This window comes from Streptomyces sp. NPDC004609, from assembly GCF_042873655.1.
GTDB lineage: Bacteria > Actinomycetota > Actinomycetes > Streptomycetales > Streptomycetaceae > Streptomyces.
The window spans coordinates 108,843-123,750 of record NZ_JBIALS010000010.1 but is presented as its reverse complement, the minus strand read 5'-3'; the positions used below and the strand labels follow the sequence as shown (position 1 = coordinate 123,750).

General features: G+C 71.9%; 17 protein-coding genes and 1 riboswitch. Of the genes, 6 read left to right on the top strand and 11 right to left on the bottom strand.

Annotated features, from left to right (window positions below; translation table 11 throughout):
• Window positions 1-266 precede the first annotated feature (266 nt).
• The gene (locus tag ACFYT4_RS13120) at window positions 267-974 is read left to right on the top strand and encodes a lysophospholipid acyltransferase family protein (protein WP_389267667.1); all 708 of its coding nucleotides are present in this window, start codon (window positions 267-269) and stop codon (window positions 972-974) included.
• Between the two features lie 136 nt (window positions 975-1,110).
• Here ACFYT4_RS13120 and ACFYT4_RS13115 read toward each other — a convergent pair whose 3' ends face one another.
• The 8 genes from ACFYT4_RS13115 to ACFYT4_RS13080 form a co-directional block, all read right to left on the bottom strand.
• Window positions 1,111-2,688 carry an alpha/beta hydrolase gene (locus tag ACFYT4_RS13115; RefSeq protein WP_389267666.1) on the bottom strand — a complete coding sequence of 526 codons (1,578 nt, stop codon included), beginning with the start codon at window positions 2,686-2,688 and terminating at the stop codon, window positions 1,111-1,113.
• A 207-nt stretch (window positions 2,689-2,895) separates the two neighbouring features.
• Window positions 2,896-3,714 (bottom strand): urease accessory protein UreD, encoded by an 819-nt coding sequence (locus ACFYT4_RS13110; RefSeq protein ID WP_389267665.1) that lies wholly within the window; start codon window positions 3,712-3,714, stop codon window positions 2,896-2,898.
• On the bottom strand, window positions 3,711-4,391 hold the full coding sequence (gene ureG, locus ACFYT4_RS13105) for an urease accessory protein UreG (RefSeq protein ID WP_389267664.1): 681 nt from the start codon (window positions 4,389-4,391) through the stop codon (window positions 3,711-3,713). Before ureG ends, ACFYT4_RS13110 begins: the two co-directional genes overlap by 4 nt.
• A gap of 19 nt (window positions 4,392-4,410) precedes the next feature.
• Window positions 4,411-5,073: an urease accessory protein UreF gene (locus ACFYT4_RS13100; protein WP_389267663.1), complete on the bottom strand. Its 663-nt coding sequence runs from the start codon at window positions 5,071-5,073 to the stop codon at window positions 4,411-4,413.
• 337 nt (window positions 5,074-5,410) lie between these two features.
• Window positions 5,411-7,132: an urease subunit alpha gene (locus ACFYT4_RS13095; protein ID WP_389267662.1), complete on the bottom strand. Its 1,722-nt coding sequence runs from the start codon at window positions 7,130-7,132 to the stop codon at window positions 5,411-5,413.
• Entirely contained in the window at window positions 7,125-7,514 is a 390-nt protein-coding gene (locus ACFYT4_RS13090) for an urease subunit beta (protein WP_389267661.1), read from the bottom strand. Before ACFYT4_RS13090 ends, ACFYT4_RS13095 begins: the two co-directional genes overlap by 8 nt.
• A complete protein-coding gene (locus tag ACFYT4_RS13085) occupies window positions 7,511-7,828 on the bottom strand; it encodes an urease subunit gamma (protein ID WP_389267660.1) in 318 nt (105 codons plus the stop codon). Before ACFYT4_RS13085 ends, ACFYT4_RS13090 begins: the two co-directional genes overlap by 4 nt.
• 137 nt (window positions 7,829-7,965) lie before the next feature.
• Complete coding sequence (locus ACFYT4_RS13080) at window positions 7,966-8,586, bottom strand: TetR/AcrR family transcriptional regulator (protein ID WP_389267659.1); 621 nt, start codon at window positions 8,584-8,586, stop codon at window positions 7,966-7,968.
• A gap of 105 nt (window positions 8,587-8,691) precedes the next feature.
• Between ACFYT4_RS13080 and ACFYT4_RS13075 the strand changes: the two genes are divergently transcribed.
• A complete protein-coding gene (locus ACFYT4_RS13075) occupies window positions 8,692-9,702 on the top strand; it encodes an ABC transporter permease (protein WP_389267658.1) in 1,011 nt (336 codons plus the stop codon).
• 177 nt (window positions 9,703-9,879) lie between these two features.
• Here the strand turns inward: ACFYT4_RS13075 and ACFYT4_RS13070 are convergent, their stop codons facing one another.
• Together ACFYT4_RS13070 and ACFYT4_RS13065 are read right to left on the bottom strand one after the other, a co-directional pair.
• A complete protein-coding gene (locus ACFYT4_RS13070) occupies window positions 9,880-10,161 on the bottom strand; it encodes a type II toxin-antitoxin system Phd/YefM family antitoxin (RefSeq protein ID WP_389267657.1) in 282 nt (93 codons plus the stop codon).
• 98 nt (window positions 10,162-10,259) lie between these two features.
• The gene (locus ACFYT4_RS13065) at window positions 10,260-10,814 is read right to left on the bottom strand and encodes a PASTA domain-containing protein (RefSeq protein ID WP_389267656.1); all 555 of its coding nucleotides are present in this window, start codon (window positions 10,812-10,814) and stop codon (window positions 10,260-10,262) included.
• 274 nt (window positions 10,815-11,088) lie between these two features.
• On the opposite strand from ACFYT4_RS13065, the gene ACFYT4_RS13060 reads away from it, so the two are divergent.
• From ACFYT4_RS13060 to ACFYT4_RS13050, 3 genes are all read left to right on the top strand, one after another.
• On the top strand, window positions 11,089-11,727 hold the full coding sequence (locus ACFYT4_RS13060) for an ATP-dependent Clp protease proteolytic subunit (protein ID WP_389267655.1): 639 nt from the start codon (window positions 11,089-11,091) through the stop codon (window positions 11,725-11,727).
• A gap of 7 nt (window positions 11,728-11,734) precedes the next feature.
• Window positions 11,735-12,043 (top strand): hypothetical protein, encoded by a 309-nt coding sequence (locus ACFYT4_RS13055; RefSeq protein ID WP_389267654.1) that lies wholly within the window; start codon window positions 11,735-11,737, stop codon window positions 12,041-12,043.
• 310 nt (window positions 12,044-12,353) lie between these two features.
• Window positions 12,354-12,549: riboswitch (cyclic di-AMP (ydaO/yuaA leader) on the top strand.
• 3 nt (window positions 12,550-12,552) lie between these two features.
• A complete protein-coding gene (locus ACFYT4_RS13050; protein WP_389267653.1) occupies window positions 12,553-13,029 on the top strand; it encodes a C40 family peptidase in 477 nt (158 codons plus the stop codon).
• Between the two features lie 256 nt (window positions 13,030-13,285).
• Here the strand turns inward: ACFYT4_RS13050 and ACFYT4_RS13045 are convergent, their stop codons facing one another.
• Window positions 13,286-13,717, bottom strand: coding sequence for an ATP-binding protein (locus tag ACFYT4_RS13045; protein ID WP_389267652.1), 432 nt, complete (start codon window positions 13,715-13,717; stop codon window positions 13,286-13,288).
• Between the two features lie 279 nt (window positions 13,718-13,996).
• On the opposite strand from ACFYT4_RS13045, the gene ACFYT4_RS13040 reads away from it, so the two are divergent.
• Complete coding sequence (locus ACFYT4_RS13040; RefSeq protein WP_389267651.1) at window positions 13,997-14,854, top strand: helix-turn-helix domain-containing protein; 858 nt, start codon at window positions 13,997-13,999, stop codon at window positions 14,852-14,854.
• Window positions 14,855-14,908: the final 54 nt, after the last annotated feature.

The window sequence follows — 14,908 nt, the reverse complement described above, 5'->3', positions numbered from 1 at the left end:
GCCCGGCCGGCGCGCACGCGCGGAATGGGGGCCAGAGACCGGGACGACCGGCGACACGGCGGCATCCGGGGCACGGGAGACGGGATACGGGAGGCGGCCCCTCGGCGAGGAGGGGCGGTCGCCTCGGTCCGGGGCGGCTCGCGTGCGTACGATCGGACATGGTTACGGGAGACAAGGCCCACACCTACACTTGTTCCACCCGGAACACGCTGTGAGCTGGCAGAACGCGATGCCGGAGCCGATCTGACGGAGTTGGGAGTTCCCTCGTGTTCTATTACGTGCTCAAGTATGTCGTTCTGGGGCCGCTGCTGCGGTTGCTGTTCCGGCCCCGGATCGAGGGACTGGAGCACATTCCCGAGGACGGCGCGGCCATCGTCGCGGGCAACCATCTGTCGTTCTCCGACCACTTCCTGATGCCCGCGATCATCAGACGGCGCATCACCTTCCTGGCCAAGGCGGAGTACTTCACCGGGCCCGGGCTGAAGGGCCGGCTGACGGCCGCGTTCTTCCGCAGCGCCGGGCAGATTCCCGTGGACCGGTCCGGCAAGGAGGCGGGGCAGGCGGCGATCCGGGAGGGGCTCGGCGTCCTGGGCAAGGGCGAGCTGCTGGGCATCTACCCGGAGGGCACCCGGTCCCACGACGGACGGCTGTACAAGGGCAAGGTCGGTGTGGCGGTGATGGCGCTGCGCGCGGGCGTGCCGGTGATTCCGTGCGCGATGGTGGGCACCTTCGAGATCCAGCCGCCCGGCCAGGCGCTGCCGAGGATCAAGCGGGTCACCGTGCGGTTCGGCGAGCCGCTGGAGTTCTCGCGCTACGCGGGCATGGAGAGCGAGAAGGCCGTCATCCGCGCCATCACCGACGAGATCATGTACGCGATCCTCGGGCTGTCCGGCCAGGAGTACGTGGACCGGTACGCGGCGGAGGTCAAGGCGGAGCTGGAGCAGGCGAAGAAGGCCGGCCGCCGCGCGGGCTGAGACACCGCGGCGGCCGTGTGCCGGCCGGGGGTGCGGGACCCGGGGGCGCACGGTCCGGCTGGCGCGGGCGGGAGCCGTGACGTGAGAGGGGCGGCCGGAGTACTCCGGCCGCCCCTCCGCCCGGTCGGGCTCGGTTCTACGGCTTCGGTGTCGCGTGCGGTTCGCAGGTCACATCGCGCCCGTCGAGCGTGCCGCCGATCAGATAGGCGTCGACCCGCTGGTTGACGCACGGGTTGACCAGACCGGTCACACCGTGTGAGCCGGCGTCCTTCTCGGTGATCAGCCGGGAGCCCTTGAGCCGCTGGTGCAGTTCGACGGCCCCCTCGTACGGGGTGGCCGCGTCACGGGCGGACTGCACGATGAGCACGCCCGGCAGCCCCTTGCCGGACGTCACGTCGACCGGGGTGCGCTGCTGGGCGGGCCAGGTGGCGCACGGCAGGTTCAGCCAGGCGTTGGCCCAGGTCATGAAGGGGTGGTTCCGGTGGAGCCGGGTGTTGTCCCGGTCCCACTTCTTCCAGCTGGTGGGCCACTTGGCGTCCGCGCACTCGACGGCCGTGTAGACGGCGTTGCCGTTCTCCGAGGCGGCGTTGCCCGCGGTGTCGGACAGGTCGGGTGCGGCGGCGTCGATGAGCGGCTGGGGGTCCCCGGCGGCGTACGCGCCCCAGATCCGGGCGACGGGCGCCCAGGACGAGTCGTAGTACGGAGCGCTCTGGAAGAAGCCGATCAGCTCGGCCGGGCCGACGACTCCGCCGAGCGGTGCCTTCTTGGCGGCGGCGCGCAGCCGCTGCCACTGCCGCTCGACCTTCTCGGGCGTGTCGCCGAGGGCGAAGGCGGCGTCGTTCCGGGCGACCCATGCCTTCCAGTCGTTCCAGCGCGTCTGGAAGGCCACGTCCTGGTCGAGGTTGGCCTCGTACCAGATCTTCTCCCGCGAGGGGTTGACCACGCTGTCGACGACCATCCGGCGGACATGGCCCGGGAAGAGGGTCGCGTAGACGGCGCCGATGTAGGTGCCGTAGGAGACGCCCAGGAAGTTGAGCTTCCGCTCGCCGAGGGCGGCCCGGATGACGTCCAGGTCGCGGGCGGTGTTCGGCGTGGTCATGTGCGGGAGCATCCGGCCGCTGCGCTCGGCGCAGCCCTCCGCGTACTCGGCGGCGAGCTTGCGCTGGGCACGCTTGTCGGCCTCGCCGTCGGGAACCGGGTCGGCCTTGGGTGCCTTGACGAACTCCTGCGGGTCGGCGCAGGAGATCGGGGCGGAGCGGCCCACGCCGCGCGGGTCGAAGCCCACGAAGTCGTACACCTTGGCGGTGTTCGCCCAGACCGGGTTCCTGTTGGTGACCCGGGTGGGGAAGCGCAGGCCCGATCCGCCGGGGCCGCCGGGGTTGTAGAGCAGGGCTCCCTGGCGCTCGGCGGGGGTGCCGGTGCTGCCGATCCTGTCGACGGCGAGCTTGATCTGCTTGCCGCCGGGCCGTGCGTAGTCGAGCGGGACGGTCACCCAGCCGCACTGGATGGGCTTGGGTATGCCCCAGCCGGCGGGGCAGTCGGCCCAGTCGATACCCTCCTTCGCGGCGCGTTCGGCGGCGATCCGCGCACCGCGCGCCTCGGAGGTACCTCCGTGACGGCTGTCCGCGCTGGCCACGGGAGCCGCTATCGCCCCCGCTATGAGCGTGCCCGCCATCAGAGTGCCGGCCGAGCCGAGCACCGCTGTGCGTCTCACGGAGAACTCCCCCTTTCTGTCGTCGAGTTCTTCCGGGGGATCCTGGTGCCTGGGGGACGCCGGGGACAGCTCGTACTGATGTTCTTTACCGAACCCATACCGGTGCGTGAAGTCCCGCTGAGCGGTGAGACGTCCGCCGGGGGCGAACGTCCCTCGTCGGGCGCCGGACGCCTCCTCACCCAACTCGCCGGTCGCGCCCCGCGGGTCTCATCGGCTTGTGTCCCGGGGTTCCCCCCGGGGCGGGGCGGGCGCTTCGGTCTCCGCCTCGCCGGACACGGTCCCGGTCGGCTCCCCGCCGTCGTACGCGACGGCGTCCAGGATCCGGCGCAGCAGCCGGGCGTCGGGGGCGACGGCGGTGACGAGGAAGGCGGGGCCCGCGAGGGGGGTGAGGACCGCGGTCCCGCCGAGCAGCCGGGTGCGGCGGGGTGCCGCGGCGAACGACGGCTCCACGACGAGGAGTTGCCCCAGGGCCCGGTGTCCGCCGATGACGGCGGGGCCGTCCCAGCCGCCCGGCGCTCCGGGACCGCAGGCCGACTCCTGGTCGAGCAGCGGGCGTCCGGCGCGGTGGACGGTGAGCCGGGTGAACAGCGTCCCGGGGGCCTCGCCGTGGCGGCCGAGGATCTGCTCCTCGCGCAGGACGAGGCGTGCGGTGGGGGCGAGTTCGACACGGGTGCGCACCCGCAGATCGCTGCCGCGCACCGAGATCAGCTGTTCCGGCAGCCAGCGCAGCTCGGCGTGCTCACCGGCCGTCAGCCGCACCTCGTAGTGGGCCCGTTCGCCGTCGGGGCCGGGCAGCGCGATCGTCGCGGCGGCGGAGCCGATGTGGAGCCGCGCCCCGTCCCGTGCCTCCGCCTCCACGGTGAGCTGGTCGCCGCCGACGGGCGCGCTCATCGCGCCGACGACGGTGATCCGGTGGACGCCCGGCGACGGTGAGCGCGTACGGCGCAGGGCGAGCGGGCCCTCGCCGCTCAGCAGTGGCAGCCCGTGGCGGGTGGCGACGACACGCGCGGTCGCCCGGACGCTCATACGGCCCGGGCGGCGACCCGCGCACGCACCCACCGGGCGACCGGGCCCACGCCCTCGGGACCGGTCAGTGAGGTGAACACGACCGGGAGCCCGCCCCGCTGCGCCTCGGCGTCCCGGGCCATCCGGTCCAGATCGGCGCCGACGTGGGGCGCGAGATCGGTCTTGTTGACGACGAGCAGATCCGCGGTGGTCAGACCTGGGCCGCCCTTGCGGGGGATGTCGTCGCCGCCCGCGACGTCGATGACGAAGATCTGGGCGTCGACGAGTCCCCTGGAGAAGGTCGCGGTGAGATTGTCGCCACCGGACTCGACGAGGATCAGATCGAGCGGTCCGGCGCTCTCCTCCAGATCCTCGACGGCTTCGAGATTGGCGGAGATGTCGTCGCGGATCGCCGTGTGCGGGCAGGCTCCGGTCTCGACGGCGCGGATGCGCTCCGGTGGAAGGACGGCGTGCCGGAGCAGGAACTCGGCGTCCTCCCGGGTGTAGATGTCGTTGGTCACGACGGCGATGGACCACTGGTCGCGCAGTTCGCGGCAGAGCGCGGCGACCGTCGCGGTCTTTCCGGAGCCGACGGGTCCGCCGAGTCCGATCCGCAGGGCGCGCCGGGTGCCGTCGGGACGGGCCGCGTCGGCGCCGACCGCGCCCGCGTGGTCGTGGTGGGTGGTGTCGAGGTGCACGGTGGGGCTCCAGGGAGTGTCAGGTGGTGAACAGGCGTACGGACCGGGCCGCGTGCTGTTCCGCGGCGATGTCCAGCAGGGGGGCCGAGGCGGCGGGCAGGGCGTCGATGCCCTCGCGGGCCGCGGCGGCGGCCCGGGCGGCGATCTCGTCCATGTCGGGGGCGAGCCGTGCGAGGACGGCGGTGGCGTCGAAGGGGTTGAGACCGAGGAGGCGTACGACGGCGGTGGCCGGACCGCCCGCCGTCTCGTACGCGGCACAGTGTGCGGCGTCCTCGGGTCCGAGCCCCGCGGCGAGAGCCGCGAGCCCGAGCACGACCGGCTGATGCGCGCCGCGCGGCCGGGCCGCGGCGAGCGCGTCGAGCCGGGGGCTCGGCCAGGTGGCCCGCGCGGCCCGCATCATCTGCCGTCCGAGCCGCCGGGCGGCGTCCCGGAGCGCGGGAGACGGGGTGCGGGCGTCGGCGGCCTCGTCGAGCGCCAGGGGGTCGTGCCCGCACACGGCGGCGGCGGCGAGCGCCGCGCAGGTGAGCCCGGTGGTGTGCAGCCGCCCCCGGCAGAACTCCTCCAGATCCCGGGCGTCCCTGATCAGCCCCGCGCCGACGGCCGCCTCGGCACCGCCGGAGTGGGCGTGCCCGCCCGCCGGAAACCGTCCGTCGGCGAGTACGAGGAGCGCGGCGCGGCTCACCGTACGCTTCCCGCTCGTGAGGGCACCGCGTCCCGGGCGGCCGCCGGGCCGGGCTCGCTGGCAAGACCTGGCGCGGGACCTGACACGGGGGCGGGACCGGGTGAGGAATGGGCCCCGGGCCCGGCGGCGACCCGGGACGCGGTCCGGGATCCGTGACTGTGCCCGGGCCCGCTCTCGGTGCCGGAACCGGTCCGGGGAACGGTGCCCGCCGCTCGCCGTCCGCTGCCCGGGGACCCGCCACCACCCGTGCCGCCCGCCGCAGCCTCCGCGGCGGGCGGGACGGGCGGCGGGGCCGGGCGTCCGGCCTTCTCGGTACGCGCCGGGGCCTCCGCCGCCATCAGAAGAGGAAGTAACGCTGGGCCATGGGCAGTTCCACGGCGGGGGCGGGCTCGACGCGTTCGCCGTCGATCGTGACGGTGAAGGTGTCGGGTTGGACCTCGACCCGGGGCAGGGCGGTGTTCTCCCGCATGTCCGCCTTGGTGAGCCCGCGGGTGCCGGCGGCGGGCGTGAACGGCTTGTCGAGCCCGAGGCGTTCGGGGAGTCCGTCCCCGAAGGCCGACGGGGAGGTGAAGTTGACGGAGTTCGCCGAGGCCGCCCGGCCGAGCGCTCCGAACATCGGGCGCGGCAGGACCGGCTGCGGGGTGGGAACGGAGGCGTTGGCATCGCCCATCCGGGCATGGGCGATCTGCCCGCCCTTGATCACCAGCAGGGGTTTGACCCCGAAGAACGCCGGGTCCCACAGCACCAGATCCGCGAGCTTCCCGGGCTCGACCGAGCCGATCTCGCGGTCGAGGCCCTGGGCGACGGCGGGATTGATGGTGTATTTGGCGACATAGCGACGGGCACGGTGGTTGTCCGCGCGGCCGTCTCCGGGGAGCGCGCCCCGGCGCTGCTTCATGACGTGCGCGGTCTGCCAGGTCCGCAGGACCACCTCACCGATCCGGCCCATCGCCTGCGAGTCGGAGGAGATGATCGAGATGGCGCCGAGGTCGTGCAGGATGTCCTCGGCCGCGATGGTGGTGGGCCGGATCCGGGACTCGGCGAAGGCGAGGTCCTCGGGCACGGCCGGGTTGAGATGGTGACAGACCATCAGCATGTCGAGGTGCTCGTCGACGGTGTTGACGGTGTGCGGCCGGGTCGGATTGGTGGAGCTGGGCAGGACGTACGGCTCACCCACCACGGAGATGATGTCCGGGGCATGGCCGCCGCCCGCGCCCTCCGCGTGGTACGCGTGGATCGTCCGGCCGCCGAACGCGGCCAGGGTGTCCCCGACGAAGCCCGCCTCGTTCAGGGTGTCCGTATGGACGGCGAGCTGGGCGCCGGTCTCCTCGCAGACACCCAGAGCGGCGTCGATCACGGCGGGGGTGGCACCCCAGTCCTCGTGGATCTTGAACCCGAGCGCCCCTCCCCTCAGCTGGGAGCGCAGGGCCTCGCGGGACATGGTGCTGCCCTTGCCGAGCAGACCGATGTTGACGGGGAGGGCGTCCAGCGCGGCGAACATCCGCGCCAGATGCCAGGGTCCGGGCGTCACCGTGGTGGCCCTGGTGCCCTCCGCGGGTCCGGTACCGCCGCCGACGAGGGTGGTGATCCCGGTCGCGAGCGCCTGGTCGACGAGGGTCGGGGAGATGAAGTGGACGTGCGCGTCGACCGCCCCGGCGGTGACGATCCGGCCGTTGCCCGCGATGATCTCGGTCTCGGGTCCGATGACGAGTCCGGGGTGCACCCCGTCCATGGTGTCGGGGTTCCCGGCCTTGCCGATGCCGGTGATCCGGCCGTCCCGGATGCCGATGTCGGCCTTGACGACACCCCAGTGGTCGATGATCACGGCCCCCGTGAGGACGGTGTCGGGAGCACCCTCGGCGCGGGTCGTCCGGGACTGGCCCATGGACTCGCGGATCACCTTGCCCCCGCCGAACACCGCCTCGTCGCCCGCCCGTCCGGGCCCTCCGCAGCGGTCCTCCTCGATCTCGACGAGCAGCGCGGTGTCGGCGAGCCGGACGCGGTCGCCGGTGGTGGGGCCGTAGAGATCCGCGTACTGCGCCCTGCTCAGCTCAGGCATCCCCGGCTCCGTCCATGCCGGACGTCCCGCCCGCCTCGGGCGCCCCCGGCGTCGCGCCGGGCGGCACTCCCCCGGGGTCGAGCGCCCCGCCGGTGTCGCCGCGCAGCCCGGGGACGGTGCGCAGTCCGGCGATCGGAACGAGTTCGACGTCCACCGGGATGCCGGGCTCGAAGCGGACTGCCGTGCCGGCGGCGACATGGAGGCGCTTGCCGTGTGCGCTGACCCGGTCGAAGCGCAGTCCGGGGTTGGCCTCGGCGAAGTGGTAGTGCGAGCCGATCTGCACGGGCCGGTCGGCGGCGTTGACGACGGTGATACGGGTGACCTCGCGGCCCTCGTTGAGGCGGACGGGCCCGTCGGCGTGGAGGAACTCTCCGGGGATCACCGGCGGTTCCCCTCGAAGATCGGCTCATGGACGGTCACGAGCTTGGTGCCGTCCGGGAAGGTGGCCTCGACCTGCACCTCGCGGAGCATCTCGGCGATGCCGTCCATGACCTCGGCGCGGCCGAGGACCTCGCGGCCCGATGCCATCAGTTCCGTGACGCTGCGGCCGTCCCGCGCGCCCTCCAGGATGTGCGAGGTGATCAGCGCGACGGCCTCGGGATGGTTGAGCCGCAGCCCGCGGGCACGGCGCTTTTCCGCCACATCCGCGGCCACGTGGATGAGCAGCCGTTCCTGCTCGTGCGGGGAGAGTTGCATGGGCCCACCTCACTGTCGTCCGGCCCGGACCCGCTCCGGGCGCGGCGTGATCCGGCCGTGACCGGCCCGCGCCCGCTCGCGCGGGTCCGGCGGCCCGGCCGGGAGGTGAACCTTAGGGCCGGAGTTTTTCGGGCGCGTTAACCGGCCTCGGGGCGGCGCATGGACATCAGACCGCGCACACCGTCCTCCATGACCTCGACCTTCATCCCGCCGAACAGGGCGTGCTGGGCGATGAAGCCCTGCGCGGTGGCGATCAGGGTGCGCGCCAGGTCGTCGCCCGACACGTCGTCCGCCATCGCCCCGCTCTCGCGGTAGGCGTCCGCAAGCCGGGCCCAGGCCAGACGCAGACCGGTGTAGCTGTCCTGGAGGAACCTCGCCAGCCGTTCGTTGCGCAGGGTCTCCGTCCACACCTGGACGATCAGGCGGGCGAACATCTGTCCGTCGATCCCCGGGTTCTGCCGTTCGAACACCCCGCGCAGCACCCGGGCGATCAGCACGTCCGGCAGTGGGGGCGGTGTGGTGCGGGCCGCCTCGTCGAACGCCGCCCTGACCCCGGCGAACGTCTCCCCGGCGATCGCCTCGATCAGCTCCTCCTTGCTGCGGAAGTAGCGGTACACGGCGCCCGCCGACAGTCCGACCTCACCGAGGACGTCCTGCATCGAGGTGGCGTGGAAACCGTTGCGGGAGAAGCAGCGCGCCGCGCCGTCGAGGATCTGACGGCGGCGGGCGTCGAGGTGTTCCTGGGATACGCGGGCCATGGGGACAAATTTAAAACGAACGTTCCTTCTTGACAAGCACCAGAGCCCCGGAGCAGGCTGGATCGTGAAAAACGAACGATCCTTCTCTTTGAATCGAGGTGCCTCATGTCCGCTGCGTCACCGGTCCACGCGCTCCCCCCAGCGCGCCGGATGATCGCGGTGATGGTGCTGGTCCCCGTACTGGTCGGGCTGGCGCTCTGGGCATTCGCCTGGCCTGCCGCCCGCACCGCTCCCCGTGATCTGCCGATCGGTGTCGCGGGCCCGCCGGCCGCCGCCGCCCAGGTCGAGCAGCGGCTGGAGCAGCGGGCGGGGGCCTTCGACGTCCACCGCTACGGGGACGAGGCCACCGCGCGTACGGCCGTCGAGCGGCGGGACGTGTACGGCGCGGTGGTCGTCACCCCCGAGGGGCCCCGGCTGCTGACCGCGTCCGCGGCGAGCCCCGCGGTGGCGGGGCTGCTCCGGGAGGCCGTCGCGGAACGGTTCCCGGGCGGACAGCAGGTGGCCGTGACCGATGTCGTGCCGGCTCCGTCCGCAGATCCGCGTGGCGGTTCCCTCGCCGCGAGCGTGCTGCCTCTCTCGCTCGCCGGGATCGCGGCCGGGGCGATGGTGACCTTGCTGGGGCTGCGGGGTGCCCGCGGGGCCACGGCTCTCGTCGGCGCCGCTGCTCTCGTCGGCATCACCACGACCGCCGTCGCCGACAGCTGGCTCGGTGTGCTCGACGGCCCCTGGTGGGGCGAGGCCGGGGCGGTGACCCTGACCGCCCTCGCGGCGGGCGCGGCGGCCGCCGCGCTGGGCGCGCTGCTGGGCCGCCCCGGCATCGCGCTGGGCAGCGTGCTATTCGTCCTGCTCGGCAATCCGTTCTCCGGAGCCGCGAGCGCACCGGAGCTGCTGCCCGAGCCCGCGGGCACGATCGGCCAGTGGCTGCCGCCCGGCGCGGGCGCGCAACTGCTGCGCTCGGTGGCGTACTTCGACGGGCACGGCGCGGGCGGTGCGATGCTCACGCTCTCCCTGTGGGCGGTGCTCGGGCTGGCCGCCGTGCTTCTGGCGGGGCGGCGGACGTTCTCCCCCGCCGCCCCGGCGGAGCACCGGGGCGCCACCGCGCTCCCGGTCGGCTGACACTCCGACCGACCGCGCACCCCCGCTGTAGCGGACGGGGGCGCGCGGTCTCCCGTACGGGGCCTCCCGTACGCCTCGTGATTCCGTACGCGGTCGTGTCGTGCGCGGCGACCTTCGGGCATCCGCGTACGCGGTCAATCGCCCGGGTTCTCCGACGTCCCGGTTCCGCCGGTCGGGTCAGCCGTGCGTGTCGGGGCGGCGGTGCTCGGCCGTCAGACCGAACCGCGCCCGTTCGCCGGGCGCGGACCCGACCGCGCCCATCGAGGAGACCGAGCTGACGACCTCCTCCTCCCCCGCTTCCTGAAGCTGTTCGAGCCGTTCGAGGTCGGCGGCCGACACCAGTGCCACGAGGGGCTTTCCGTGCCGGGTCACGACGACGCGCTCGCCGCCGTACACCACGCGGTTGATCAGTTCCGCCAGCTCTGCGCGGGCTTGCGTCACCGGAATCTCGTAGGCCATGCCCTCAGCTTAATCGCCGGTCAGCCCGCCCACAGGGCGCGTAGGCCACGGCCGAAGACCCTGGTCAGGGCCGCCCGCCGGGACGTCGACGGCACGGCCTACGGGCAGGTCTCCTCACGCTTCACCGTGCCGAAGTTCAGCTCGGTGTCGACGGAGGCAACGCTGCCAGCCCTGGGGTCCTGACTGCAGACCTTCCAGTTGCGGTCGAAGACCTGGTTGCGGCCATCGCCCGTGCTGTCGTGCGAGGTCAGCAGGTAGAAGCCGGTGGCCTGTGCCGAGTCCTGGGCCGCCTGCAGGCCCATGCCGATGAAGTTGGGCACGGGCTTCCTGGCGGGCTTCTCCCCCGCGTCCCCGGCGGGCTTCGCCGTGACGGTCCTGGTGACCGTGGGCGCCGGTGCCGCCTTCGCCCCGGCGACGGCAGGCGCCGTGACCGTGGCGGTGACGGTCGGCGCGGCCTTGCTGTCGCTCGCCGTTTCGGTGCCGCCGTCCCCGGCCGCACCGATGCCGGTGCCGATGAGGAAGAGGAAGGCGCCCGCGGGGATGACGATGCGCTTCCGCGCCCACCCCGGCCCCTTTCCCGGCGGTGGCCCTCCCGCGGGCTGCCCGCCCCACTGCGTCGTCGGTTGCTGGTGCGGTTGCTGACCCCAGCTCATGGATCCCCCCAAAGGATGATTGCCGAAGGCTTGACCGTAGTAGTGCCGAATCACCGTGAGCGCCACGTACTTTCCAGTAGTGACGCAGTTGTGATCAATCGATGGAGAAGCCGTGTTGCTCCTTCGGCACCAGTCGCCTCCACTCACAGCAGAACGTGCCCTGACCATGCATTTCTCCCTGGACGCACAAGACATCCCTCCCTCAAAGATCTGTACGTCCTGTACATTTTTACGGAAGCGCCGCCACCGGCGGCGCATCGAGGAGAGGTATGCCATGAACAGCCGCCGCGTCACCCGCTACGTCCTGCCCCAGTTCACGGAGCGCACCGCCCAGGGGACCCGCACCCTCGATCCGTACGCGAAGCTGCTCGACGAGCGGATCGTCTTCCTCGGAACCGAAGTCGACGACACCGCCGCCAACGATGTGATCGCGCAGTTCCTCCATCTCGAACACGCGGCGCCGGACCGGGACATCTCGCTGTACATCAACTCCCCCGGCGGCTCGCTCAGCGCCATGTCCGCGATCTACGACACCATGCAGGTGGTCACCTGCGATGTGGAGACGACCTGCATCGGCCAGGCCGCGTCCACGGCGGCGCTGCTGCTCGCCGCGGGCACACCCGGAAAGCGGTTGGCGCTGCCCGGGGCGCGGATCGTCGTCCGGCAGCCCTCGCTCGACGAGCCGATGCGGGCCATGCCGTCGGATCTGGACATCGCGGCCCGGGAACTGCTGCGGCTGCGCACCCTGCTCACCGGGCTTCTCGCGCACCACACCGGCCGGACGGTGGAGCGGATCGCGGCCGACCTGGAGCGGGACACGTTCTTGGACGCCGAGGCCGCCAAGGAGTACGGACTGGTGGACCACGTCATCGCCACCCGCAAGTCCTCGCTCGCCGCCCGCGCCGCGGGGTGAGGGCGTCGTGCTGCTCCCGGAACTGCCGCCGCTCCCCGCGTTGACCCGCGCCGAGAGCGAGTTCGTCGACAGCTATCTCGAAGTCGTCGACATGGTGGGCCGGATCAATCCGGCCCGATCCACCCACACCTATGGCGCGCTCCGCGCCGCGCAGGCACTCGTCGGCCGTGCGGTCGCACTGCGGGACGCGCTGGCGCTGATGCACGCGCGGGGCGAGAGCGACGTCCACGCGGCGACGCTCGTCGAGGCGTTGAGGGTTCTCGACGGCGAAAAGAGGGCATTCCGGACCGCTCTTCCACCGGATCCCGATCGCTGAAGAACTCACGGACAGCCGTCAACCGCCAGTGGAGTACCAGTAGAGGTCCCCCAATTGATGTAGTCGCTTCCCGGCTAGCGACTACGGTCGAGTTGCGCATCCCCACCGGCAAGCAAACGGAACGCCTTATTCCTTTGCTGGTACGGGCCTCTTCGGCCGTCGAGTTCCGATGCCTGTAGACGGCACGTCCACCCGAACAGCCCATTCGTGTTGAAACTCACATATCGCCGTTTTGGCTCGGAAATCCACCTGCCCGTAGGTCAAGATCCCTGGGACGACAAGCCCCCGTCACCTCGGCGGGGCGGTCCGGACGGACGCCGAGTCCTGCCGCTGTTCCGGATGACTGGTCGACAGGAGTGCTTCGGCAGGAGTGGAGGACCCGAGTATTACGGGACAGCCGGATCCGTCCGGATCTGTTCCTCGGGGTGAAGCCGCGCCAGCGGCCGGGCACCTTCGTCCGCCCGAACCCGACAGGTCATCCTTCACAGGCGGCTGACGAAGGGTTGCGCATGAGTGCGCAGATGAACGTCCCGTTTCTGATCAGCCGGGCGGGCGCCGTATCGGCCCTGACCCTCGCCGCGCTCGGCGGCTCCCTGCTCGTGCCGGGCGGCACGTCCGAGGCACAAGCGGCCACGGCACACGCGGGGAAGGCGCTTCAGATCGCGGCCTCGAAGAAGGGGGCCCCGTACAAGTACGGCGCCACGGGCCCCTCACGCTTCGACTGCTCGGGGCTCACGCTCTACTCGTACAAGAAGGCGGGCAAGAAGCTGCCGCGGACCGCCCAGCAGCAGTACAACTCGACCCGCAAGGTCTCGGCGTCCAGCCGGCAGGTGGGGGACCTGGTCTTCTTCCACTCGGGCAAGAGGGTCTACCACGTGGGCATCTACGCCGGAAAGGGAAAGATCTGGCACTCCCCCAAGACGGGGTCGTGGGTGAAGCTGGACAAGATCTGGAGCAAGAGCGTCTGGTACGGACGGGTGCGCTGACCGCCTGCCGTCAGAGCCGTACGCCGGTCGCCGGGAGTTCCCCGGTGGCCGGCGTACCGGCGTGAACGCGCCGAATTCCGGGGGCTCCCGGGGACGTACGAGCACCTGCTCGGCTCCCCTCCGCCCCGGGGCCGACGGCCTCCCGGGGACCTGCGGAGAGCCTGCGCGCCCCGCCCGGGCCCCGGCGCCCGGCCCCACCCGCGGGGCGAACGCCGTCAGCCGGCCTCCGAACCGCCGCGGCCGGATGGGACGGTGATCAGTTCCGTACCGCCGCGGTCCACGGCAGGGCGATCCACACGGTCTTGCCGCCCTCGGCGGTGGGGGTGACCGAGAGCCGCCCGCCCGACTGCGCGGTGAGGCTGCGGATGATGACCATCCCCCGCCCGTTGTCCTGCCGTACCGCCGCCGGCAGCCGCTGGGGCCAGCGCGGGTGACTGTCCGTCACCCCGATGCGCAGTTCCTCGTCCCGCTCCAGCGTCAGATCCACCGTGAAGGTGGGCGACTGGCCGAAGGTGTGCTGGACCGCATTGGTGGTGAGCTCCGAGACGATCAGCCGGACCGTGTCGACGGTCTCGCTGTCGGCGGGCAGACCCCACTCGGAAACGACATCGGTGACGTACCTCCGTGCCACCGGCACCGAAGCGGGATCGCTCGGCAGAGTGATGGATGCTTCCTGTAGATCTGCCATGGCGACGCTGTCCCTTTCCCACCGCGGCCGTGCTCCGACTTCGTAGCGGATGGAGTGCGCTGGGCGGCCACGGATTGCGCTTCGCGCCAGACTGCCACTCATCGCGCCGCCGCGAGTGGCGATCCACCAAGATATGCATATATCTGTCGCTCGAAGCGGTGAACTCTGCCGCGCGAAACCGCGTTTGGACCCACACTCACAACTCTGTCCGACGGTCCGCCGCGACCGGCCGGAAGGCCGGTGCCGGACCGTGGATCAACCGAGCGGAAGGAATCCCCGATGCAGCACGGCCCCGCGGTGCGCCGCCGCAAACTGGGCGAAGAACTCCGCAAGCTGCGCCATGCGGCGGGCCTCACCAGCCGCTGCGCCGGAGCGCTGGCCGGCTGGCACCAGTCGAAGGTGAGCCGGATCGAGACCGGGGCCAGCGGTGTCAAGGCCGCGGACGTCCGGCTGCTTCTCGATGTGTACGAGGTGGACGACCCTCACCTGCGGACGCTGCTGGAGACCCTGGCGGGCGCGGCCGGGGGCAACGGCACTCCCTGGTGGCACGCGTACCGGGGACTGCTGCCGCCCGAGTACCGCGACTTCATCTCCCTGGAGGCGCAGGCGTGCTCGGTGCGCACGCTGGAGACCTCGGTGGTGCCGGGGCTGCTCCAGACCCCGGCGTACGCGCGGGCGGTGACCCGGGCGACGCTGGAGGAGTTGCCCGATGCGACCGTCGAATCGCTGGCGGAGGTCCGGATCACCCGGCAGGCGGTGCTGCGCGCGCGGGAGCCGCTGAAGCTGCGGGTCGTCCTCGACGAGGCCGCGCTGCGGCGGCAGGTCGGGGGGCCGCGGGTGATGCGGGAGCAGCTGAGGGAGCTGGTCCGCTCGGCCCGGCTTCCGCACGTACGGCTCCAGGTGCTGCCGTTCTCCGTCGGCGCTTATGTCGGACTCGCCAACTCTTTCGTTATCTTCTCCTTTCCGAACACTTCTGATCTGGATGTGGTCGTTCTTGACCACTTGACGAGTAGCCTCCATCTGGAGCGGGCAGAAGACCTTGAGGTGTACAGCGCCGCCTTCACGACCATGCAGGCGCGTGCCCTGTCCGCGGTGGATTCCTTGGATCTCATCGCCACGCTCATGGATGACGCATAGGGAGGCCCCATGTCCGATCGCCTCGTGCACATCGACCCCGCATCCGCCGACACC

Excerpts from the sequence above, each read along its gene's own strand:
- ACFYT4_RS13085 (WP_389267660.1), bottom strand. The coding sequence starts at position 7,828 with ATGCAACTCTCCCCGCACGAGCAGGAACGGCTGCTCATCCACGTGGCC.
- ACFYT4_RS13075 (WP_389267658.1), top strand. The coding sequence starts at position 8,692 with ATGTCCGCTGCGTCACCGGTCCACGCGCTCCCCCCAGCGCGCCGGATG.
- ACFYT4_RS13070 (WP_389267657.1), bottom strand. The coding sequence starts at position 10,161 with ATGGCCTACGAGATTCCGGTGACGCAAGCCCGCGCAGAGCTGGCGGAA.
- ACFYT4_RS13045 (WP_389267652.1), bottom strand. The coding sequence starts at position 13,717 with ATGGCAGATCTACAGGAAGCATCCATCACTCTGCCGAGCGATCCCGCT.
- ACFYT4_RS13080 (WP_389267659.1), bottom strand. The coding sequence starts at position 8,586 with ATGGCCCGCGTATCCCAGGAACACCTCGACGCCCGCCGCCGTCAGATC.
- ACFYT4_RS13065 (WP_389267656.1), bottom strand. The coding sequence starts at position 10,814 with ATGAGCTGGGGTCAGCAACCGCACCAGCAACCGACGACGCAGTGGGGC.
- ACFYT4_RS13040 (WP_389267651.1), top strand. The coding sequence starts at position 13,997 with ATGCAGCACGGCCCCGCGGTGCGCCGCCGCAAACTGGGCGAAGAACTC.
- ACFYT4_RS13060 (WP_389267655.1), top strand. The coding sequence starts at position 11,089 with ATGAACAGCCGCCGCGTCACCCGCTACGTCCTGCCCCAGTTCACGGAG.
- ACFYT4_RS13095 (WP_389267662.1), bottom strand. The coding sequence starts at position 7,132 with ATGCCTGAGCTGAGCAGGGCGCAGTACGCGGATCTCTACGGCCCCACC.
- ACFYT4_RS13110 (WP_389267665.1), bottom strand. The coding sequence starts at position 3,714 with ATGAGCGTCCGGGCGACCGCGCGTGTCGTCGCCACCCGCCACGGGCTG.
- ACFYT4_RS13050 (WP_389267653.1), top strand. The coding sequence starts at position 12,553 with ATGAGTGCGCAGATGAACGTCCCGTTTCTGATCAGCCGGGCGGGCGCC.